Origin of the sequence: Streptomyces flavidovirens DSM 40150 (genome assembly GCF_000429085.1) — a bacterium.
Taxonomy (GTDB): domain Bacteria; phylum Actinomycetota; class Actinomycetes; order Streptomycetales; family Streptomycetaceae; genus Streptomyces; species Streptomyces flavidovirens.
The window spans coordinates 1-20,840 of record NZ_AUBE01000011.1; the positions used below are offsets into that span (position 1 = coordinate 1).

Genomic DNA, 20,840 nt, shown 5'->3' on the forward strand with positions numbered 1-20,840 from the left:
AGATCATGCTGCGACCCCAGGAAGAACACGAGGTCATCCGACACAGCCGGGCCGAGCAGCAAACCGATGCCTGGAAGGACCGTTACAAGATCCGTGCCGGGGTCGAAGGCACCATCTCACAAGGAGTTCAACGCTGTGGCCTGCGAAGATCCCGTTACCGAGGTCTCGCGAAGACAAGCCTCCAGCACCAGCTGACCGGCGCCGCCATCAACCTCGCCCGCATCGATGCCCACCTCACTAAAACACCCCGAGCCCGCACCCGCACCAGCCACTTCGCAGCACTTCGCCCCGCTGAGCTGACACTCAGCGGGGCGAAACAGGGGCCGAATTAACCAACAGCGTCTCATCAAAGTCCGCCCCCCCCCTGAGCGAACACAGACCGGCCAACTGCGAAGATGCGGCGATCACACGTTGAAGCGGAACGTGCCGCGCAGGGCTCTCACCTGCGAAAACGCGGTCTCCGGGACCCATATCCAGCACCGATCCAGCACGGTGCAGCCTTATCCAGGACATCCAGCACGCGCGACCGCGGCGAAGGAAGCCCGTCCCCTCGCCACAGCGACGCATTGTGTACACATGAGACACTCGGTACCCTTGGGCGCATGACGCAGCCGCTGCCCATAGAGTCCATCCGTGATGTACGCGCGCACCTGGCTGAGGTCGTGGAGCGCGCCGATCGCGACGACGTCCCCACAGTGATCACGCGCCGGGGCAAGGAGGTAGCCGCCGTCGTCTCCATCGAGGTGCTGCGCAAGTACCAGGAGTGGGAAGAGCGCGAGATCAACCGGATCATCGATGAGCGCATGGCCAACCCGGCACCCGGCATCCCCATCGAGGACATCATGAGGGAGACGCTGGCGCGCGGTGAGTGAGTACCGAACCGTCTTCCACCCAGAGGCACAGTCCGAGCTTCGCAAGATCCCCCGCGACACGGCGCTGCGCATCCTGGCCAAGCTGACCGAGCTGGAGAGCGACCCCTTCGGATTCAACACCACGGCGCTCGTATCGCAGCCAGAACGCCGTCGCCTGCGGGTCGGCGACTACCGCGTCGTCTACACGATCGACAACGGAGAGCTCGTGGTGTGGGTCGTGCACGTCGGGCACCGCTCGACCGTCTACGACGCTTGATAACAGCTGATCCGGCGTCAGAATATCCAGCACCCATCCAGCACGGTGACGGCGAAGGGGTCGCCCCCTAGAGGAGTCGACCCCTTCTGACCTGCACGCTTGCGGAATCGCCTCGCGTACAGTAACGAACTAATCACACATTGAAGCGGAACTCCACCACAACCGCTCTGACCTGCGGTTATGCGGGCACATCCCAGCACCATCTCAGCACGGTATTCACAGCAAAGTACAAGAGGGCTCGGGCCCGCCAAGGCTACACAACAGCAGTCAGCCAGGGGCCGAGGTTTGTGGGACTTCTCTACACATCCGTTCAGCATGATGGCGCTCCCCGACGCCCCTGCCGAGTCTGCTATACGCGGCTCACAGAGGCCAGGCGGTCAGCAAATCTCCGGGCCATAAAGGCGCCAAGTCCGGACAGTCGACCCCACTGCGCAAACCGCCAGGACTGGAACAGGTTCGTCGATGAGGACGGCCAAATGCCGATAGAGCGACCAAGTCTGTGACCATGAAGGGCTCGAGTGGCGTCGTTAGCTCGCAACGGGCCGTTATCGGCCGCCAACTCGCGGCACTTCTGGCGTTCGAGGCGTCACATCCGAATCCTGACTCCGCGCAAGCGGACCAGCGCCCGGCTCAGAGGACTTCGTGGCTCACATCAATCGGCCGGGAACCGCCCTGCGACATCTCGTGCAGTACCAGGTCTTCCATCACACAACTCTCTTTGCCCGCCGCACGCGCAAGGTCATGCAAAGCAACGGCACGCGAGGCGAATTCCTGCCTGACCGCAACATCCGGCCAGGGGATCTTGTAGCGAGAGAAGTCCTTACGCCGCATAGCTCGGGCCTGCGTCCCCTGGGCCATGTCCACCAGCTCCCGGCTCCGGTGTCGCAGTGAGTGCAGCAGCCACATGCGATCAGCATCTGATTCCGTACGGATCGCAAGCGTGCGGGGACCCGCCACTACCGGGACAGCGGTCAGAACAGTCCGTACCTCACCAGGGCGCGGCGCGATCAGAAGAGTGCCAGACGGGCACACCGCATCGGGCTGCGCCACAGTGCCCGCAGCTGTCGCATCCAGAAAGACGGACCTGCTGTTCAAGACTTCCGCGGGGGACACGAACGGATAGGACACCTGCTCACCGTTCGGCGGCGACGGGACCGCACCGGTCACAATCCGGCCCACGTCGCCCACCGCACGCTCGTTAGTCGGACCGCGTCCGTAGTCATCAAGCGTCTTGACGAAGTACGTGTCGGCAAGTTCGGTCGCGCAGGCCTCAATCCGGGTGCTCAGCGCATGCTGCTGCTCAGCATGGGAGATCGCTCGCAGCAGCCGTTCCCGCTCCGAAGGCGGCGGCACCGGTACGGGTAGCCGGCTGAGGGCCTGGAGGGGCAGGGTCACGTGCTCGGAGTTGGACGAGGAGACCGTGAGATAGTCGCGGCTCTGCTGGGTTCTGAGCCACCAGCGAAGCCACAGATCCCATTGTTGGTCCCGGGATTCAGGTGTCCAGCGGATGACCAGGACAGACCTGGCGACGTTCCACCCTTGATGTTCCTCCGTCGCCACCGCCGTCTCCCCCACACGGCCTACAGCCACGACGAGGAGATCCCCCGCTCTGAGCATGCTGCGTGGGTGACGTCTGGCTACCTCCGGATCGACGTACGTGGGCGCCTGGGCCTGGATGACTCCCCCGATGATCTCTTTGGCGCCGATCATGGGAACTCCATAGGGAGACTTTCGCGGGCGCGTGATGCCGTACGCGATGTGCTCGACGCCGGGGAATTCGCCCAGCTCAACAACGGGCCACGACGGGGGAAGGCTCTCCAGCTCTCTGGTCATTCATGCCTGCCTTCCAGTACGCCGCGGACTCGATGCCGGGCAGCGGCACTACGGTCCATGGCCTCGTACAGCTGACGCTTCCGGATCCGGCTGTCCGTCCCGGAATTCGATGTCACGTTGTTTCGCTGCTGTAGGTAGCGCGCAGGCCTCAGATCAAAGCCCGCCCGGGCAATTTCCTCAAGGCTTGCCGCACGGCACCAAGGCACTGAGTCGGGCGCGTCCTCGCCTACAGGACTCTGTTCCCCCTGCCACGCCCTGAACATCCGGAAAAGGCGCTCAGCCTGCGCGGTGTCGAACCCGCGCCGCGCGCCGTCCCTCCACGTCGGCAGTTCTCCCGCATCTGCGAACAGGACTCGATCGCCGTTGGGCCGCGCCCCTTTCGCCAGCAGCCACAACGCTGTGCTCGTTCTGGTGTGTGCTAACGGCCACGACGGCAAGTCGACGATGCCTGCGACCAGCCCGTTTTCCAGCAACCTCTGGCGGATCAGCCCATCCGAACTGCTGCTGCTGTGCGCCGCCGCCGAGGAGAGCAGGATGACCGCCCGTCCGTGCGGTGCGAGATCGGCCAGGACGTGCTGGATCCAGGCGAAGTTCGCGTTGCCAGGCCGTGGCACGCCCAGGTCCCACCGTGCATCGCTCTGCAACTCACCGTGGCCCCAATCCCGCATGTTCACAGTGGGGTTGGTGATGATCACGTCGGTCCGTTCCTGCGGAAGCCCTGCCCGAAGAGTGTCAGTGCCGTCACCGGCGAGGTCAGCGCGGAATCCGTGCAGTGCCAGGTTCACGGCTGCGGCATAGCGCGCCAAGGGCCGAATATCTGCCCCGGACAAGTGCAATTCGGCCCCTTGTGCCTGGGCCCGGAAGGCGGCGGCGCGCAAGAGTCGCCCCGAACCGCACGCCGGGTCCCGCACCATCTCCCCGGCTCGGGGCGCGGCCAGCCCCGCGAAAAGGTACGCCACAGTATCCGGCGTGAAATAGTCGCCGCCTCGCGCATAGCGCGTGGAATACAAGTCCAGCAACACATCGAGCAGATACTCGGCCGTCTCCAACCGACCCACTTCCGTGACCAGCTCTTCGAGAGCCGCGTCCGTCTGCGCGAAGGGGCGGCTCACACCTTCGTCGCGATACGCGGGGAGTCGGTATTCGCGGGCAACATGGGTGCGCGACCAAACAGCGCTCAGCGCCTCCCCCACGGACTTGGGCCGGGGGGTAGCGTCGCTCCACCACCGCTTGTCCGTCCCCCTCACCCCACCTGCTCCAGCCCCGAACTTGCACTGGAGATACACCACCTGAAACGCCAGCCGGTACGCCGTATCGGCATCCGACGCACGCCGCAGCCGATCAAGCGCGCCGAGCACCCGGCGATACGTCAGCTGCCCCTGGCCTCTCTCCCGCTCCCCCGGTGTCACGACGACATCAGCCAAGTAGCGGTGGCCAGACCGATCAGCACGGCCGCCCCACAGGCTCCACCGCCATACTTGACGGCCGTAACAACCTTGCCCGCGCTCGCGTACTCGAGGATGCCGGCGACGAGACCCACTACGGTGGACGCCAGGATGACCACTGCCAACAGCAGCGCTCTGTGCGGCATGCTGCAACTCCCTTACGTGTCCCAACAGTTCGGCGGAATGTTCCGCGGACACGAACGTAGTGGCCGGGCGCACCCCACGTCTCGCAGCACGAGAGTTTGTTTCTCCGAGAGGTAGGGACGACGGCGCCCAGGCTCAACACGGCCATCGCCATCCTGGCGAAAACGGCATGCTCGCTGTGGGGCCAGACGGTTTCGGACCCGCTCCCGCCGCTGGGGCCCGCAGACAGCGAGAACCCGGCGACGAGCGGGGGAGTTCGAATCAGCTGGCAGCAGGCCCGTCCGTGGACCACTCGTTGGCGAAGTGTTCCATCTGCTTCAGCACAAGCTCGATGGCTGCCGGGGCCTGCTTCGGCGGGTAACCGCGGCGGGCGAGAAGGCGCTTGATCGTGGTGCGGAGTTTGGCACGGACAGGTTCACGGGAGATCCAGTCTGGCTTGAGCTGCTGTCGGATCTGCACGACGAGTTCGCGGGCGATCTCCGCGAGGGTCTCGTCGCCCATGAGCTCGCGGGCGCTGCCGAGGTCAGCCACAGCGTCGTAGAAGGCAAGCTCGTTGTTGTCGAGGGCGGGGGTGAACTGTACGCCTCGCCTGGCGTCGTTCGCGATCTCCTTGGCCATCTCAACCAGCTTGGCAATGATTTCGGCACTGGTGAGCTGCTGACGCATGTAGCGCACCATCAGGTCCTGGAGCCGGTCGGAGAACGCCGTCTGACGGACGATGTTGTGCCGGGTGACCTCGCGCATCTTCTGTTCGACGAGGCGACGCAGGGCCTCAGCAGCCAAGTGCGGGGTCTCGCTGCCCTGCAACTTGGCGACAAGTGCGTCGTTGAGGTGGGTCAAGTCCGCGGTCTCCAGGCCGGCTTCGGCGAAGAGGTCCGTCACGCCTCCCGTCTCGACGACCGCGGAAGTCAGCTGGGCGAGGTACAGCTGTACGTCGCGGGCAATCGGCAGACCCCGCGCCTCGCGTTCCATGGCGTCGAGCTTCGCCATATACGCCCGGACCTCGACGAAGAACTGGATGTCCCGCTTCCAGTGGGGCTGGTCCTCGAAGCACGCTCCGATATCCGCGGACGAGCCGGCGAGCGCGAAGAAGCGTTCAAGGCGATGTGCGTGGTTACGGAAGCGGCGGGCGAGAGTCTCCTCCGGGTTGTCGAGCTCCTCGGGGTTGTTGCCCGGAGTCTGCGGACTGCGCAGGTAGTTTGCGGTGCCCAGGGCGGCGTCGATGAACGCCGTCCGGATGGGCCGGGCGAGCCGCTCGCGCCAGTCCCAGCCGTGGAGCATCTGGTCGAGGATGTCGTACTCGTTGCGCAGTTCCTCCAGGGCCCGGTCGATGTCCTGGCCGAGGGTACGGTCCTTCTGGTCTGACTCGGAGTACTCGGCGATGGCCCGCTGCAGGTTCTCGGTGAGCGGGGCGTAACCGACGAGGAGGCCGTCCTCCTTCATCCGGTAGCGACGGTTGACGCGGGCCAGGGCCTGCATCAGGTTGGCGCCCTTCAGGGGCCGGTCCAGGTACATGGTGTGGATCGGCGGTGCATCAAATCCGGTCAGGAGCATGCTGTGGACGATGAGCAGCTCCAGCTCGTCGTCGGGGTCCTTGGCCCGGTTGATGACGGCCTTGCGCTGGCCGTCGCGTAGGGCGTGGGCCTTGAGGTGCTCGGCGTCCTGACGGGTGTTGGACGAGAACACGATCTTCATCGCGCCCTTGTCGATGTCGTCGCTGTGCCACTCGGGGCGCAGCGCGCGCAGTTCGTCGTAGACCTTGACGCAGATGTCGCGGGTGGCACACACGATCATCGCCTTGCCGGGCGCGCCACCGCTCTCGGAGACCCCGACGAACGGCTGCATCCGCGTGCGCCGCGCCTCCCAGTGCTCGACCAGGTCCCGGGTGAGGTCCCTTATCCGGGCCGGAGCACCGTATAGGGCGTTCATGGTGGCCACGGCCTGCTCGATGCGGGAGCGCTCAGAGTCGTCGAGACCGTCCGTGATCCGGTCGGCTTCCTCGTCAATGACCGTCGGATCGACGTCCCGGTCGAGGACGAGCTGCACCACACGGCTCTCGTGGTAGACCTTCACGGTCGCGCCGTCGTCGGCGGCCCGCTTCAGGTCGTATACGTCGATGTAGTCGCCGAAGACCTCACGGGTGTCGCGGTCGGACTCGGAGATCGGGGTTCCGGTGAACGCGAGCAGGGTCGCGTGCGGGAGCGCGTCGCGCAGGTGGCGGGCGTAGCCGTCGAGATTGTCGTAGTGGCTGCGGTGGGCTTCGTCGACGATGACGATGATGTTGCGTCGGTCGGAGAGCAGCGGGTGATCGTTGCCCGACTCCTTCTCCTCCTTGGTCTTGCCGAACTTCTGCAGGGTCGTGAAGAGGATGCCACCTGTGCGCCTGGCGGCCAGCTCCTCGCGCAACTGGGCGCGAGTGAGAACCTGTTGGGGTTTCTCCGGCAGCACCTCGCTCTCCAGGAAGGTGCCATACAGCTGGTCGTCGAGGTCGTTCCGGTCGGTGATGACGACGATGGTCGGGTTGTGCAGCGCCGGGTCGCGGGAGACGAGGTTGCTGGTAAGCACCATCTCCTCGGACTTGCCCGAGCCCTGTGTGTGCCAGACCACGCCTGCCTTGCCGTCACTGGCCGCGGCCTGCCGTACCTTGTCGGCGGCGCGAGTGACGGCGAAGTACTGGTGCGGCTTGGCGATGCGCTTCATCCTCTTCGACGGTACGAAGTTGATGAAGCTTTCGATCAGGGAGAGGAAGCGCGGCTGCGTGAACAGGCCGTGCAGGGCGAGATTCTGAGCCGAGTCGACGATGCCCTCGCCCCGGAGGGGGTCCACGCGGGCGCCGAACTCGTCGGTGTTCCACGGGGCGAAGTGCTCGTACGGCGTGAACGGGGTGCCGTACTTGGCGGTTATCCCATCGGACAGCAACACGAGCGCGTTGTAGCGGAACGCCGTCGGGAACTCCTCCACGTACCGGCTGATCTGCGCGTGCGCACCTTCAAGGGTGGCGCTCTCGTCACCGGCGCGCTTCAGCTCGATCACGGCGAGGGGGAGGCCGTTGACGTACAGGACGAGGTCGAAGCGGCGGTTCTTCTCACCATCGATGACGGTGACCTGGCGGACAGCACGGTAGGTGTTCGCGTCGGGGTCGACGAGGTCGATGACGCGGACGGTGGGATTGTGTTCCGCGCCGAAGGAGTCGGTGTAGGTGACGGACCGGATGCCGGCGGTCAGGAAGCCGTGCGCGGTCCGGTTCTCCTCGTACGCGTCCTGAGAGGCGGGGGTCGCGGCGGTGGCGAGGGCGTCGCGGACGGCGTCCGGGGGCAGGTCGGGGTTCAGGCGCTCGATCGCGTCGCGGAGGTCGGTGTAGAGGACCAGGTCATCCCAGGAGGTACGGTGGCCCGAGCCGGGGGCGAGCTCATTGCCCTCGGCCTTCGGCCAGTCGAGCTCGAGGAGCTCGTCGAGGGCGAGGTGCTCCCAGTCGGCTTCCAAAGGGCGGCAGTTGCCGCTCGGCAGGTTCTCGACGACGTGGGCGTCGTACGTGCTGGCCGTGTCGGCGCGGTTGTGGTGACGGTCGTTCGTCATACCTGGTCCTCCACGATCTTCTCGGCGTCTTTGACGCGGAGCCGGCCGGACATGAGTTGGGGGAGAAGGGTGTCGCGGAGGGCGGCGAGGGTGCGGGACTGGGTCTCCAGGGACTCCATGTGCGCGAAGGCCGATGATGCCTGCCGCCCGAAATTTCTGAGCGCAATTGGGTCGGGCTTATTCACCAAATAGTTGGAAGCATCTGCCGCACTGACACGCTGGCGCCCCGATGTGCCAACCATGTTGCGAATGGCGTGAGCCCGGAACCGTGCATCACGTGCCATGAAGTAGCTCAACTCGCTGGGAACTCCCGGCCGGGAGCGCATCACGATGAACTCAGTGGATCCGAGCCCAATCTCTCCCTCACTCATGAAGTCGACGTAGCCAGTCTTCCCGTTCTCCAGGCACGGCGTGATGCGTGCCAGAAGAGTGTCGCCGTTCATGAATCGCGGCCCAGACTTCGGAGCGCGTCGACTCCAGGCAGGAATACCAGCTCGGTTCGTTTGAAGGGCGGCCATGTCGACATATATCGGCTCTTCCGCACTGGGCTTTGCCAGCTTGGGGTTGAAGGTGATCAGATCCGTCAGAGGAATGGCCAGTGCATCGTCAGGCTCGTCAGCCATCCCCAACTCGGCGAAACCCAAGCGGAGCAACGCTTCGTAAGTGGCCGCGATGCGCTCATTGACGGCGATCTTGTCGTCCAGCGCCCCGAGCACCGCGGCAATCGCATCCTGCTCCGACCGCTCAGGCAGGCATACATGAAAAGCTTTGGCTTCAGGGAAATAGACCGTCTGATGCGTTGTCCCGTGCGCGAAACGCCTCACCGACTCCTGCTCCATGAGCAAAATATAGTGCAGGTATCGCGAAGAAAGTTTCGGCCCACAGACCCAGTTAATAAAGTCCTGGCTGGTTGCCATGGGAACACCCATCGTGACGACATACCCAACGGAAGCGGTCCGAGACAAGCAGACCGTCCCGGCAGGCAACAAGCGGGCGGACGAGTTGTCCAGGCCAGCTTGGGTAACCCATTGCTGAGTCGAGGTGATAATGCGCCCATGGTTGCCTGTGGCATCTCGAATACCAATCCACGGGATATCCCCGTCCCAGTATTCGGGATGCCGTCGACTCGGCGTGTGCCCGCTTTCCAGGCGAGCCACTTCCGAAAGCAAGGTCCACTGGAATCCAGGTGCTGCCGGCGTACCCGGGTGGCCTACGCTTAGAGCACCTTTACCAGGGATCACACCGGCTGTTGCTGCACGACCACCGGTCCTCGTCGTCGTCCTAGCCATCGAGTGCCCCCAGCTGCTCGCGGACCGTCTTCGTCAGCTCATCGCTCTTGTCGAAGAGTTCGTACAGCTCCCCTGTCAGCCGTGCGATCTTTTCCGCGACCGCCTCCGCGTCTTCTTCCTCTGCCTCGACGGCGCCCACGTACCGACCCGGCGTCAGCACATACCCGTGCTCCCGGACCGTCTTCAGGTCAGCGGTGAAGCAGAACCCAGGCTCGTCCGCGTACGAAAGCCCTTCGTCGCGCGCCGACTTCGTGCCGCGCCACGCGTGGTACGTGCCCGCGATCTTCGCGAGATCGGCTTCCGTAAGGATGCGTTCTGTGCGGTCGACCATCTCCCCCATCGCACGCGCGTCGATGAAGAGGATCTCCCCACGCCGGTCGTCCAGGCGCTTCACGCCCTGGGGCGACTTGTTGCGCGACAGGAACCACACGCACGCCGGGATCTGCGTCGTCCGGAACAACTGCGACGGCAGCGCCACCATGCACGCCACAAGGTCCGCTTCGACCAGCGCCTTGCGGATCTCGCCCTCGCCGCTCTGCTGGCTACTCATCGAGCCGTTGGCGAGGACGACGCCGGCGGAGCCGTTCTCGCCAAGCTTGCCGACGATGTGCTGGAGCCAGGCGTAGTTGGCGTTGTTCTTCGGGGGGACGCCGTACTTCCAGCGCGGGTCGGACTCCTTGCGCGCCCAGTCCTTGATGTTGAAGGGCGGGTTGGCCATGACGTAGTCGGCCTTGAGGTCCGGGTGCTTGTCCTCGGCGAAGGTGTCGCCCCAGCGGGCGGCGAGGTTGCCATCGATGCCGTGGATGGCGAGGTTCATCTTGGCCAGGCGCCAGGTGCGTTCGTTGAGTTCCTGGCCGTACACCGCGATGTCGGACTTGTGGTCGCGGCCCCGGTGCGCCTCGATGAACTTGCCGGCCTGGACGAACATGCCGCCCGAGCCGCACGCCGGGTCGTACACCCGGCCCTCGTACGGCTCCAGGACCTCCACCAGGAGCTGGACGACGGACCGCGGCGTGTAGAACTCGCCACCTCGCTTGCCCTCCGCGCGGGCGAAGTTGCCGAGGAAGTACTCGTACACCTCGCCGAGAACGTCCTGGGCGGGCTTGTCGCCACTGCCGCCGAAGCGGGCGTCGCTAATGAGGTCGACGAGTTCGGCCAGGCGCTTCTGGTCGACGTTGTCGCTGTTGAAGATCTTGGGGAGGACACCGGTGAGCGAGGGATTCTCGCGCATGATCGCGTCCATGGCCTCGTTGAGGAGGACGCCGACGCCCTTGGCCTTGGCGTTCGCCGCGATCCAGCCCCAGCGGGCGGTCTCGGGAACCCAGAAGACGTGTTCGCCGGTGTACTCGTCCTTGTCTTCCAGGAGTTCGGCCTGACGCTCCTCCTCGATTCCCTCGTCCGCGAGCTCCTTGGCAAGGGCTTCACGGCGCTCGTCGAAGGCGTCCGAGATGTACTTGAGGAAGATCAGGCCGAGGACGAACTCCTTGTATTGAGCGGCGTCCATGGAGCCGCGCAGTTTGTCGGCGGCCTTCCAGAGGATGTCCTGGATCTCCTTGGTCGTGGACGCGGAGAACAACTCCCCTTGCGGGGCGGGCTTCTTCTTACCGAGAGGCATGAGGTGCGGGGCTCCTTCGAGGTGTCAGAGTGTGTGGCTCGGAAAGTCGGGGGCGAGGATCGTGAGGGTGCCGTCGGTGAGGCCGGCGGCCGTCAGACGACTCAAGTCATCTAGCACCGCGGCCTGTTCACGTAGAAGTGCAGCGCGCTGGGCGATCTCGACGAGCAGGGCGTCACAGCGGGCGACTTCATCGGGTTCTAGGTCCGGAATGGCCATGTCCTCGATGCGCCGGGCGGCTCGCACAGCTCCACTGGCGCGGCGGTGTTCGGCCGCCGCCGCGCGGAGCAGGACGGCCAACACGCGCGGGCGGAGCGGTCGTTCGGCGTCGCAGCGGACGCGTAGGACACGGGCGGGATACGCGACGACGGAAAGGCCCTCCTCGTCGACGTAGGCCCCGAAGCGGGGGGTGACGGTGATGACCACGTCGCCAGGTTCGGTGAACTGCGCGTGCTCGTACGCCTTCATCAGCACCGCACGGTCGATGCGGTGCGCGCCGACTGGGGCGGTGCCGGTGATCTCGGCAGGAGTGAGGACATCGTAACGGCCCTCACGTCGTAGGTGCTCGGCGTCGATGCGGTGGCCCGGCAGTTTGCGCAGGCGGCGCTCCTTGACGAGACGGGTGACCGTGGTGCGCCGTATGGGCCGGTCGGTGGGACGGAGAGCCGCGTTGGTGCGTAGTTCCGGGCGTTGGTCGTGCTGGCGGTGCGCGGCATCGGTGAGCCGGCTCAGACGTACTTCGAGCTCCGAGATCCGGGCGGGGCGGTCGATCACTGCGCTGGTATAGCGGCTGGCGTGGGAACGGTGTTGGGGGGTAAAGGCGATACCCGGCCGGTCAGCCAGAACCTGTACCGGCAGGATGACGCCGTGCCGGGGTTCGTGGCGGCCGTCGTCGTCCCAGTTGGCCGTGCGCCAGATGTGGACGTCCTCGCACAGCACATCGAGGGTGCGGTGGGTGAGGTCCTGCGCGGAAAGGTCGATGAGGAGGACGCGGCCTCGCCGCTGCTCGTGCGGGGTGCGGTGCACCACCCACAGGGCGGTGCGGTAGGCGGGGCGGTAGGGCATGACCCCGCCGGGGAGGTTGACGACAGCCTTGACCAGACCGGAGGTGAGCAGAGAGCGGCGCAACCGGTCCGCCTCACCTCGCGGGGGCAGTGCCTGGGCGAGGGCATCAGCGGGGCCGAGGACCACCGCCATGCGGCCATCCGCGAGGAGGTCCGTCAGAGCCTCTATGCGCTCCAGCGCAACCAGCGGGTCCCGGTCCTCGCCCGCTTCATAAGGGAGTACAGCAGCAATGAGGTCAGGCGCGTCGAAGGCTTCGGTGGGCAGCTCGTCGCCCTCGCGGATATCGAGTTCGAACTCCGCGATGTCGTGGACCAAGGCCCGGCGCCGGACCAGGCGCACCAGGGACGGGTCCGGGTCACAAGCCTGGTAGAGGTGCCCTGTGTCGGTGACGTCCTTGTCACGCAGGGCCGTCAGGAGGTCGCCGGTCCGCACGTAAGGGATACCGATGACCCGACCCTCCGCCATCTCCTCGATACCGGAGAGCCGGGCGACGCACTGGGCCATGGCCGGGGTGACGGAATCCTCCGCCAGGTGATGGGCGCCCAGGCGGCGGCGCGCGTCGAGGATCCAGGCGAACGGTTCGGCCGGCGAGTACGCGGTCTCGACCAGTTCGTCGGCCACAGCCTTGAGGCCGTCGAGACTCTTCCCCACTTGGGCAGCCGCCTCGATCTCGCGCAGGAAGAACGCGTCCTCCTCGTCGAAGTACCGGGCCCGCGCGACCAGCTCCGGCCACCCGTCGGCGGCGAGTGGCTGGTCGTCGTGACGGCGCAGGCAGACCAGCGAGGTCAGAGTGTCGACAAGAGCCGTGCCCGGAAGTCGTTCACCCCATGCGGCGAGCGTGTGCAGGGCAAGTTCGGCACGCAGCTGGCGGGCGTCCGCGTTGCCCCGGCCAGTGGCGAGGAGCCAGTCAAGGACCTTGCGACCGTCGAACAGCGGCCGGGTTCCGTCATGGTGCACAGGGCGAGGAAAATCTTGGTGGCGTCGTGCCCACGTGGTCACGACGGGACGCTTGACCTGGGCCAAGGCGCCGATTTCGGCGTAACTGATCCGCCAAGGCATCGGCTCGGGCAGGATGGACGGCGTCGCATCGTGCTCAGTGGACATACGGGCTCATCTCCTTCCCGTGACAGATCTCGCTGCTCGTGCGGAATTCTGGCGACGCAGCGCCTCAGCCAGCCTTCTGAAGATTATCGCTGATCGCGTCGGGGCAAATACGAGCCACTGATAACCAGGGTTATCAGACTTCTGCATCCACGTTGATGGCTCTTGCTGTCACTTTGGATGCGTCACACCCCCGGTCTCATCGGGACGCGGCCATCACCACCGTTACCGGCCTAGCTCCGCCGGTCCCCGCACAACCCGTAAGGCCCCCCGTCACGTGTTACCCACCCATCGCGCAGCACGCGCTCCCCTCGCCGTGGAGGAAGCCTTGGCTCCCAGCACTTCTAAGCGCACCCTGTACCGGCTCCGCGGCGTCGCCCCGACGCTGGAAGCGATGTTCGAGTCCCTTGACCACGAACAGCTCACGCGGCTCGAGGCCGACATCCACATGGCCGACACGTGGATGGGCACCCCGGCGCTGGTCGTCACCGCCGGGCTGGAGCTGGGCGAGGCCGAATGGTGCGGGGAGCTGGCGCGCACCACGGGGGTACAGGTCAGCGAGGCAGTGCGGCGTACAGCAGCGCTGCTGCTGCTCGCCGTCGATGAGACCGTGTACGCCATCGGCCGTGACCAGGGTTACCGGTTGATCCCTCAGCACCTCAAGGACCAGAGGTTCGGTCTGTCCTTCGCGATCCGCCAGATCGACCCCTTGCACGTCCGCGGCCTCGTCTCCAACACTCTGGGGCAGGCCAGGACCGATATCGCCATCGTGCCCGGCGGCACCTCGGTACCCTCCCTCGGCGTCCGCGACCATGCCCGGATCGTGCGGCGCCTGGGCGGGTACCTCGACGGCATCGAACTCACCCGGGCCCGCAATGGCCGTGGCGACGTGTGCGCCGCCGACGGCGGCACCGGACTGCGCCTCCCCCTGGGTATTGAGCCGTACGACCTCATCTCCGACATTCGCGCGATCGCCCACGCCTGCCGCGACCGGGTTCCCCAGCCGGACCTCGAATTCGTCGAGCAGGTCATGCCGGTCCAGGACCGGGACACCATTAATGCACTCGACCAGCAGTTGGACGAACTTCTTGGCCAGCCCGCAGGAGAGGGGCGGATCACAGCCACCGTGCCGGCGGACCACCTGGAGGACTTCGAGGCCGCGAGCATCTATCAGACCCGGATCGCGAGCCGCGGAGCATTCGAGTCGGACGAGTTCAGTCTCGACTACCTCCTCGACCGGGCCCGCATCCAGCGGGTCGGCCACCGCCTGGAAGCCCTGCGTCAGGGAACCGTCACGCTCCTTCGCCATTCTTCAGCACGGCCCTCGTCTCTGGCAGCGGCACTCGAAGTCCAGGGCGTCACGAACGCGCTGCGGTGGGTCGAAGCCGAGGTCTCCCTCGGCGCGCGGCGGTTCTGCCTTCTGGACGGTGAATGGTACGAGTTGGGAACCGACTACTTGGATGCCGTCCGCGCCACCGTCGCGGCCCTCTTCACCACCCGGCCGTCGCATGACCTCCCGCCCTGGGAACTCAGCATGGACGAAGGCGACTACAACAAGCTCGCCGCTGAGGGCCGGGACAAGTGGGTCTGCCTGGATCGCAAGAACGTGAAGAACCCCTTCAAGGCCACCAATCAGGTCGAACTCTGCGACCTCCTGGCGCCGGATGACACGATGGTCATGGTCAAGCGGGCACAAGGATCCGGGCCCCTCAGCCATCTCTTCGCCCAGGCTCGGGTGGCCGTCGAACTGCTCCAGGAATCGGCCGCCGTTCGCCAGCAGTTCGCCCAGCTCGTCATCAAGCGCAGCGAAGGCAAGCACACCATCCCGGAAGACTTCATGCCCAAGCGCGTCATCCTCGGCGTGCTTCTCAAGAAGGGCACTCGCTTGACCCCCGAGTCCCTGTTCCCCTTCTCGCTCATCACCCTCGCCCAGACCGCCAAGGCGCTGGCCGTGAAGGGTGTGGCTCTGGAGGTCGTAGGCATTGACGCCGCTCCGGGTGGTGAGAACGCCAGCGTCGCAGCCGCCGCGTAGCCGCCCGGCGCAACAGATGCTCTTTCACATCCGGTGCACGTTGACCTCTAGCTCAGTCGGTCACGCCCATCCGGCCAACAAGCTGCCCTGTCCCGAGGAGATTCCTGGGGCAGGGCAGCACAGGTAGGCGAGCCAAGTTTCGTGCCAGATCTACACAGCACGGATATCCCATCTGCCCCAGGCCCATCCCAGCACGGGCGGCTCATCTTCATCCCAGCACAATCCCAGCACGGCACGGATGACCAGAGATGACGACAGGTGACGAGGGGTCAGCTATCCCAGCACCATCCCAGCACGGGAAAAAGCTAGGGGCCCACCCCCGGAGAGGTGGACCCCTTCTGACCTGCATGTTTGCCAGATCAGTGACACCGTGCCATGTCGCCTGCTAGACGTTGAAGCGGAACTCCACCACGTCGCCGTCCTGCATGACGTAGTCCTTGCCCTCCATGCGGGCCTTGCCCTTTGCGCGGGCCTCGGCGACCGAGCCCGTCTCGACCAGGTCGGCGAAGGAGATGACCTCGGCCTTGATGAAGCCCTTCTGGAAGTCGGTGTGGATCACACCGGCCGCCTCGGGGGCCGTCGCGCCCTTCTTGATGGTCCAGGCGCGGGTCTCCTTCGGACCTGCCGTCAGGTAGGTCTGGAGGCCCAGGGTGTCGAAGCCGACGCGGCCGAGGGTGGCCAGGCCCGGCTCCTCCTGGCCCATGGACTGGAGCAGTTCCAGGGCCTCGTCGTCGTCGAGCTCGATCAGCTCGGACTCGATCTTCGCGTTGAGGAAGATCGCCTCGGCGGGGTCGACGAGAGCGCGCTGCTCGTTCTTGAAGTCCTCGTCGACCAGCTCGTCCTCGTCGACGTTGAAGACGTAGAGGAAGGGCTTGGTGGTGAGGAGGTGGAGCTCGTGGAGGAGCCGGCCCTTCTCCGTGCCGGCGGTGATGCCGGCGGCGAAGAGGGTGGTGCCGGCTTCCAGGATCTTCTGGGCTTCCTCCACCGCCGCCAGGACCGCGACCTTCTCCTTCTGGAGGCGGGACTCCTTCGTCAGGCGCGGGACCGCCTTCTCGACCGACTGGAGGTCCGCGAGGATCAGCTCGGTGTTGATCGTCTCGATGTCGTCCTTCGGCGAGACCTTGCCGTCGACGTGTACGACGTTCTCGTCCTTGAAGGCGCGGATGACCTGGCAGATCGCGTCGGACTCGCGGATGTTCGCCAGGAACTTGTTGCCCAGGCCCTCGCCCTCCGAGGCGCCGCGGACGATGCCTGCGATGTCGACGAAGTCGACTGTGGCGGGGAGGACCTTCTGGGAGTTGAAGATCTCGGCGAGCTTGGCCAGGCGGGGGTCGGGGACGCCGACCACGCCGACGTTCGGCTCGATGGTGGCGAACGGGTAGTTGGCCGCCAGCACGTCGTTCTTGGTCAGGGCGTTGAACAGGGTCGACTTGCCGACATTCGGCAGGCCGACGATTCCGATCGTGAGCGACACGTTGGCGACTTCCTGGAGTGAGGACTGGCCCGGGAGTGGACCGATCCCCCAGTTTACGGGCGGGGGTGTGAGGTCGACGACGGGAATCCGGAGGGGAGCTGGGAGGGGTGCGGGGAAGGGTGCGGGGAGGGATGCGGGAAGGGTGCGGGGAGGGGAGGCCGGTGCGGGCTTCCGGAGGGTGTCGGCGGGCTCGTATCGGCCACGTGACGTCGAACGCACGGCCAAGGTCGGCCAAAGGGCGTGTCCTGCGCCTCATTCCTGCCTCCCCGCGACCTACGTTGTCCGGGTGGAGCAACACAGGGCACGTCCCCCTCGTCCCCAGCAGCGGTCGCAGACCCCCCTGCTCCCCTCGGGCGGGTCCGCCGACGCCGCCGCCGTCTACCGGGTGGCGGCGAGACCGGCACGTCCCGTGCCGCCCGTCGTCCTGGCCCTGCGGCGGCTGCCCAATCCGCGACTGACCGGGCTCGGCAGCGGGCTGTTCGCCGCCGCCGTGATGCTCGTGCTCGGCGCGCTCGACCGGCTGCTGTTCGGCGGTTCACCCATCGTGTATGGGCTGCTGTTCCTGCCGGTCAGCGCCCTGACCGCACTGTGGGTGCGGCCCGCCGACCTGGTCACGGCGCCGATCGCCGTACCCATCGCCTTCGCCGTCGGCCTGGTGCCGATCGCCGGGGGCGCGAGCGGCTTCGGCAGCCGGATCATGGCGGTGGTCACGGCGCTCGCCGTGCACGCGGGCTGGCTGTACGGCGGCACGCTCGTCGCCGGGCTCATCGCGACCGTACGCAAGGTGCGGCTGATGGCGCGGCGGCGGGCGGCCCAGGCAGCCGCTCAGGCCGCCGCCCAGCGCGCCGCCCGGCGCACAGCCCCGGACCCGGTGGAGTAATGGAGCGAAAAGCGGCGCGGCGCTAGGGGCCGGTGGCGGCCGCCGCCATCGCCGCGCCCACGATGCCCGCGTTGTTCTGGAGCTGCGCCGGGACGATCTCCGCGCGGATGCCTTCGATCAGGGGCAGGAACTTGTCCGCCTTGCGGCTCACCCCGCCGCCGATGATGAAGAGCTCTGGCGAGAACAGCATCTCGACGTGCGCCAGGTACTTCTGCACCCGGTGCGCCCAGTGCTGCCAGCTCAGGTCCTCGTCCTCCTTGGCCTTCGTGGAGGCGTGCTTCTCCGCGTCGTGGCCGTTCAGCTCCAGGTGGCCCAGCTCGGTGTTGGGGACGAGTGTGCCGTCGATGAAGAGTGCGCTGCCGATGCCCGTACCGAACGTCAGCAGGAAGACCGTGCCCTTGCGGCCCGTGCCCGCGCCGAACGTCATTTCGGCGACGCCCGCCGCGTCGGCGTCGTTGAGGACGGTGACCGGCAGGCCCAGGCGGTCACCGAGCAGGGCGCGCGCATCGACGTCGATCCAGCCCTTGTCGACGTTCGCGGCGGTACGGGTAATGCCTCCCGTGACCACACCGGGGAAGGTGATGCCGACCGGGCCGCTCCAGCCGAAATGGCTGACGACCTCCTGCACGCACCCGGCCACGTCGTCGGGCGTCGCCGGATGCGGGGTCAGTACCTTGTGCCGCGGTTCCGTCAGTTCGCCGCGCTCCAGGTTCACGGGAGCGCCCTTGATGCCGGATCCGCCGATGTCCACTCCGAACACGTTCATGGACCCAACGTTACGGTGTGCCGCTGACAGCGTCGCTGAAAGTCACTTTCCCGAGAGGCGGGCCGCTTCGGCGCGCAGGTCGCGGCGTAGCTCCTTGGGCAGCGAGAAGGTGATCGACTCGTCGGCGGTCTTCACGGTCTCCACGTCGCCGTAGCCGCGCTCGGCCAGCCACTCCAGTACGCCGTCGACCAGGACGTCCGGGACCGAGGCACCGGAGGTGAGGCCGACCGTGGTGACGCCTTCCAGCCAGGCCTCGTCGATCTCGTCGGCGAAGTCCACCAGGTGCGCTGCGGGGGCGCCCGCGTCGAGGGCGACCTCGACCATGCGGATCGAGTTGGAGGAGTTCTTGGAGCCCACGACGATGACGAGCTGCGCGTCCTCGGCCAGCTTCTTCACCGCGATCTGACGGTTCTGCGTGGCGTAGCAGATGTCGTCGCTGGGCGGGGAGAGCAGGTTGGGGAACTTCTGCTTCAAAGCGTCGACCGTCTCCATCGTCTCGTCGACCGACAGCGTGGTCTGGGAGAGCCAGACGACCTTCGACTCGTCGCGTACGGAGACGTTGGCGACGTCTTCGGGGCCGTCGACCAGGGTGATGTGGTCGGGGGCCTCGCCGGACGTGCCGATGACTTCCTCGTGGCCCTCGTGGCCGATCAGGAGGATGTCGTAGTCCTCCTTGGCGAAACGGACCGCTTCCTTGTGAACCTTGGTGACCAGCGGGCAGGTCGCGTCGATCGTCGCGAGCTTCCGCTCGGCGGCCTCCTGGTGCACGGTCGGCGCGACGCCGTGCGCGGAGAACATGACGATCGAGCCCTCGGGGACCTCCGCCGTCACGTCGACGAAGATCGCGCCCTTCTTCTCCAGGGTCTGTACGACGTACTTGTTGTGGACGATCTCGTGCCGGACGTAGATCGGCGCCCCGTACTGCTCCAGGGCCTTCTCCACGGCGATCACGGCACGGTCCACGCCCGCGCAGTAGCCACGGGGAGCGGCGAGAAGGACACGGCGGGCGGCGGTAGCAGTCATGTTCACCATCGTAAGGCCGCGCCACGGGCGCCAGAGGTCGCCTCGGGTCGCCTCTGTGATCAAGACTGGTCGCCCGGATCTACCGTACGGAGGCGCGATGACCGTGACCGGGAGCAAGACGGCGGGGCTGCGGCGCAGTCTGGGATTCCGGGATCTCGTCGTCTACGGGCTGCTCTTCATCGCCCCCATGGCGCCCGTCGGCATCTTCGGGACGCTCGACGCCAAGTCGCACGGCGCGGTGGCGCTCGTCTATGTCGTCGCGACGGTCGCGATGGCGTTCACCGCGTTCAGCTACGCCCAAATGGTGCGGGTCGTCCCCCAGGCGGGTTCCGTCTTCGCGTACGCCCGCAAGGCGCTCGGCGAGGGTCCCGGATTCATCGCCGGGTGGATGGCGATGCTGGACTACGTTCTGATCCCGGCGGTCGCGTATCTCTTCTCCGGGATCGCGATGCACGCGCTCGTGCCGGCCGTTTCGCAGTGGGTGTGGACGGCGCTCGCGGTGGTGGTGACGACCGGGCTGAACATGTGGGGCGTACGGACGGCCGCGCGCGTCGGCTTCGCGGTGCTGGCCATGGAGATCGTGGTGCTGCTGGTGTTCGTGGTGGCCGCCGTCGTGGTGCTCGTGCAGGACGGGGCGCGGCGCGGCTGGCTCTCGCCACTGTCCGGTGATGGTTCCATCGGCGGCTTCTCGCCGGCGGCGGTGGTGGGCGCGGTTTCGGTGGCCGTGCTGTCGTATCTCGGGTTCGACGCGATCGCGTCGTTCGCGGAGGAGGTGACGGGCGGATCGGCGAAGGTGGCTCGGGCGGTGCTGTTCTGCCTAGGGCTCGCGGGGGTGCTGTTCGTGACGCAGACATATCTGGCGGCGCTGCTCCAGCCGGTGTCGGCTGCGGAGCTCGCCGCAGAGCCGGGGAAGCAGGGGACCGCCTTCTACGACGCGCTGGATACGTCGATCGGGACCTGGCTGGGTGATCTGGTGGCGGTGAGCAAGGCGATCGGCGCGGCGTTCGCGGCGCTGGCGGGGCAGGCGGCGGCCGGGCGGCTGCTGTTCGCGATGGCCAGGGAGCGGCGGCTGCCGCGCGTCCTGGCGAAGGTCGACGCCGCTTCGGGCGTTCCGCGGATCGCGCTGGGGCTGGCGGCCGTGGTGACGCTGGTGGCGGCGGTGTGGGCGTCGCGGCGCGACGACGGTCTCGACCATCTGGTGTCGGTGGTCGACATCGGGGCGCTGACGGCGTTCGTGCTGCTGCACGTGTCGGTGGTGAGCTGGTTCGGCGTACGGCGGATGGAGGGGCCGCCGGTGTGGTGGCGGCACGTGCTGCTGCCGGTGCTGGGGGCGGCCGTCGCGGTCGCGGTGATCGTGGAGGCGTCGGGGACGGCTCAGGCCGTGGGGGCGGTGTGGCTGGTGGTGGGGCTGATCGTGGTGGCCGTGCAGCGGGGGCGTCGGACCGGTCCCGGTGTCAGTGCCGGCGGCTAGC

The 20,840-nt window shown here is 66.7% G+C and carries 16 protein-coding genes; 6 read left to right on the forward strand and 10 right to left on the reverse strand.

Annotated features, from left to right (window positions below):
* The 3 genes from G412_RS38110 to G412_RS0116520 all read left to right on the forward strand — a co-directional run.
* Window positions 1-332 (forward strand): transposase (locus G412_RS38110; protein ID WP_208857896.1); only part of this gene is annotated, 332 nt, incomplete at its 5' end.
* A gap of 270 nt (window positions 333-602) precedes the next feature.
* Window positions 603-872 carry a type II toxin-antitoxin system Phd/YefM family antitoxin gene (locus tag G412_RS0116515; RefSeq protein WP_019434848.1) on the forward strand — a complete coding sequence of 90 codons (270 nt, stop codon included), beginning with the start codon at window positions 603-605 and terminating at the stop codon, window positions 870-872.
* Window positions 865-1,128 carry a type II toxin-antitoxin system RelE family toxin gene (locus G412_RS0116520; protein ID WP_028813055.1) on the forward strand — a complete coding sequence of 88 codons (264 nt, stop codon included), beginning with the start codon at window positions 865-867 and terminating at the stop codon, window positions 1,126-1,128. Before G412_RS0116515 ends, G412_RS0116520 begins: the two co-directional genes overlap by 8 nt.
* 630 nt (window positions 1,129-1,758) lie before the next feature.
* Here the strand turns inward: G412_RS0116520 and G412_RS40925 are convergent.
* The 7 genes from G412_RS40925 to G412_RS0116555 all read right to left on the reverse strand — a co-directional run bounded on the left by G412_RS40925 (window position 1,759) and on the right by G412_RS0116555 (window position 13,196).
* Window positions 1,759-2,961 carry a restriction endonuclease subunit S domain-containing protein gene (locus G412_RS40925; protein WP_244283043.1) on the reverse strand — a complete coding sequence of 401 codons (1,203 nt, stop codon included), beginning with the start codon at window positions 2,959-2,961 and terminating at the stop codon, window positions 1,759-1,761.
* The gene (locus G412_RS0116530; protein ID WP_244283044.1) at window positions 2,958-4,385 is read right to left on the reverse strand and encodes an N-6 DNA methylase; all 1,428 of its coding nucleotides are present in this window, start codon (window positions 4,383-4,385) and stop codon (window positions 2,958-2,960) included. Before G412_RS0116530 ends, G412_RS40925 begins: the two co-directional genes overlap by 4 nt.
* On the reverse strand, window positions 4,367-4,552 hold the full coding sequence (locus tag G412_RS0116535) for a hypothetical protein (RefSeq protein ID WP_028813058.1): 186 nt from the start codon (window positions 4,550-4,552) through the stop codon (window positions 4,367-4,369). Before G412_RS0116535 ends, G412_RS0116530 begins: the two co-directional genes overlap by 19 nt.
* A gap of 259 nt (window positions 4,553-4,811) precedes the next feature.
* Complete coding sequence (locus G412_RS0116540; RefSeq protein ID WP_028813059.1) at window positions 4,812-8,126, reverse strand: type I restriction endonuclease subunit R; 3,315 nt, start codon at window positions 8,124-8,126, stop codon at window positions 4,812-4,814.
* Window positions 8,123-9,415: a restriction endonuclease subunit S gene (locus G412_RS34755; RefSeq protein ID WP_078607053.1), complete on the reverse strand. Its 1,293-nt coding sequence runs from the start codon at window positions 9,413-9,415 to the stop codon at window positions 8,123-8,125. The genes G412_RS0116540 and G412_RS34755 overlap by 4 nt, the downstream gene beginning before the upstream one ends.
* On the reverse strand, window positions 9,408-11,030 hold the full coding sequence (locus G412_RS0116550; protein WP_028813060.1) for a class I SAM-dependent DNA methyltransferase: 1,623 nt from the start codon (window positions 11,028-11,030) through the stop codon (window positions 9,408-9,410). Before G412_RS0116550 ends, G412_RS34755 begins: the two co-directional genes overlap by 8 nt.
* Window positions 11,031-11,054: 24 nt before the next feature.
* The gene (locus G412_RS0116555; protein ID WP_028813061.1) at window positions 11,055-13,196 is read right to left on the reverse strand and encodes an N-6 DNA methylase; all 2,142 of its coding nucleotides are present in this window, start codon (window positions 13,194-13,196) and stop codon (window positions 11,055-11,057) included.
* Between the two features lie 325 nt (window positions 13,197-13,521).
* Between G412_RS0116555 and G412_RS0116560 the strand changes: the two genes are divergently transcribed.
* Window positions 13,522-15,225 (forward strand): TIGR04141 family sporadically distributed protein, encoded by a 1,704-nt coding sequence (locus G412_RS0116560; protein WP_028813062.1) that lies wholly within the window; start codon window positions 13,522-13,524, stop codon window positions 15,223-15,225.
* Between the two features lie 385 nt (window positions 15,226-15,610).
* On the opposite strand, the gene ychF is transcribed toward G412_RS0116560, so the two are convergent.
* The gene (gene ychF, locus G412_RS0116565) at window positions 15,611-16,699 is read right to left on the reverse strand and encodes a redox-regulated ATPase YchF (RefSeq protein ID WP_028813063.1); all 1,089 of its coding nucleotides are present in this window, start codon (window positions 16,697-16,699) and stop codon (window positions 15,611-15,613) included.
* Between the two features lie 286 nt (window positions 16,700-16,985).
* Between ychF and G412_RS0116570 the strand changes: the two genes are divergently transcribed.
* Complete coding sequence (locus G412_RS0116570; protein ID WP_078607055.1) at window positions 16,986-17,579, forward strand: DUF6542 domain-containing protein; 594 nt, start codon at window positions 16,986-16,988, stop codon at window positions 17,577-17,579.
* A gap of 22 nt (window positions 17,580-17,601) precedes the next feature.
* Here the strand turns inward: G412_RS0116570 and ppgK are convergent, their stop codons facing one another.
* Together ppgK and G412_RS0116580 are read right to left on the reverse strand one after the other, a co-directional pair.
* Window positions 17,602-18,345: a polyphosphate--glucose phosphotransferase gene (ppgK, locus tag G412_RS0116575; protein WP_028813065.1), complete on the reverse strand. Its 744-nt coding sequence runs from the start codon at window positions 18,343-18,345 to the stop codon at window positions 17,602-17,604.
* 42 nt (window positions 18,346-18,387) lie between these two features.
* The gene (locus G412_RS0116580) at window positions 18,388-19,377 is read right to left on the reverse strand and encodes a 4-hydroxy-3-methylbut-2-enyl diphosphate reductase (RefSeq protein ID WP_078607057.1); all 990 of its coding nucleotides are present in this window, start codon (window positions 19,375-19,377) and stop codon (window positions 18,388-18,390) included.
* Between the two features lie 88 nt (window positions 19,378-19,465).
* Between G412_RS0116580 and G412_RS0116585 the strand changes: the two genes are divergently transcribed.
* Window positions 19,466-20,839: an APC family permease gene (locus G412_RS0116585; RefSeq protein ID WP_028813067.1), complete on the forward strand. Its 1,374-nt coding sequence runs from the start codon at window positions 19,466-19,468 to the stop codon at window positions 20,837-20,839.
* Window position 20,840 lies beyond the last annotated feature (1 nt).